The 829-nt window shown below is 33.3% G+C and carries 1 protein-coding gene; it reads left to right on the top strand.

Annotated features, from left to right (window positions below; translation table 11 throughout):
- The first annotated feature begins 157 nt into the window (after window positions 1-157).
- The gene (locus CJF42_RS22700; RefSeq protein WP_095368843.1) at window positions 158-568 is read left to right on the top strand and encodes a YacL family protein; all 411 of its coding nucleotides are present in this window, start codon (window positions 158-160) and stop codon (window positions 566-568) included.
- Window positions 569-829 lie beyond the last annotated feature (261 nt).

Below are 829 nucleotides of genomic sequence, written 5' to 3' on the forward strand. Positions count from 1 at the left end.
TCTATATTAACGGAAATAGTATTATATATATTAGTGCATTATGACTGTAAAGATTGAAGAGAGATAGATAAAAGCGGAATAACTTAATAAATACCAAAAATTTTTATTTGTGTATAATGCGCGAATCTTAAGCTGGTGCAATATGATAGGTGATTACATGGAATATGAATTTATTAGAGATCCTGATTTAGATGTTGTTGGAAAAGGGTTTCAAGTTGAATTTTCCCATGAGCATCGTATTGTGGGTCGTTGGTTAATAGAAGAATTTGGTACTGACTTAAATGAGTTAAAAAGCGTTTTTAATTTTATGTCTGCAATTGAAGCAGGTAAAATTACCGAACAGTTTGTTTTAGGCAAAGAAATTAGCTTAAAGCTCAATCGTTTTGAAGCTTTAATTGAAGCGAATGCACTTCATCAAAAAGAGCATGATTTATCTGTTTATGCAGATGATGCGTTAGAATTGGATGAAAATGATTTATCTGCAGGCTGTGGTTTTGAAGACTTTTTAGATATGATTGAAGCTTGGCGTGATTTTGTAATTGATAATAACCGAAAACGTAGCCGCTAATTATATTGTTTAGTGGAAACGCCAAAGTAAACGGCATTGAACCTCAATGTATTTAAAAACGGTCTTTACTTTACTCTCACAAGCAAAAACGGTTGAAGATATTGATGCATCGCTGCCTTGGAATATCAACAAGTGGATTGATTAGAATTGTCTGGTGGAATAGTGCTATCTTCTAACACACTCACATATATTAACAGTTATCAATTTAGTGTTACGAATATGAGGTGTAGAGGCAGGCTGGGATCGCGCATTTCTGATTAA

It is taken from the genome of Pseudoalteromonas sp. NBT06-2 (assembly GCF_002276045.1).
In the GTDB taxonomy this organism is placed as follows: domain Bacteria; phylum Pseudomonadota; class Gammaproteobacteria; order Enterobacterales; family Alteromonadaceae; genus Pseudoalteromonas.

Excerpts from the sequence above, each read along its gene's own strand:
- CJF42_RS22700 (WP_095368843.1), top strand. The coding sequence starts at position 158 with ATGGAATATGAATTTATTAGAGATCCTGATTTAGATGTTGTTGGAAAA.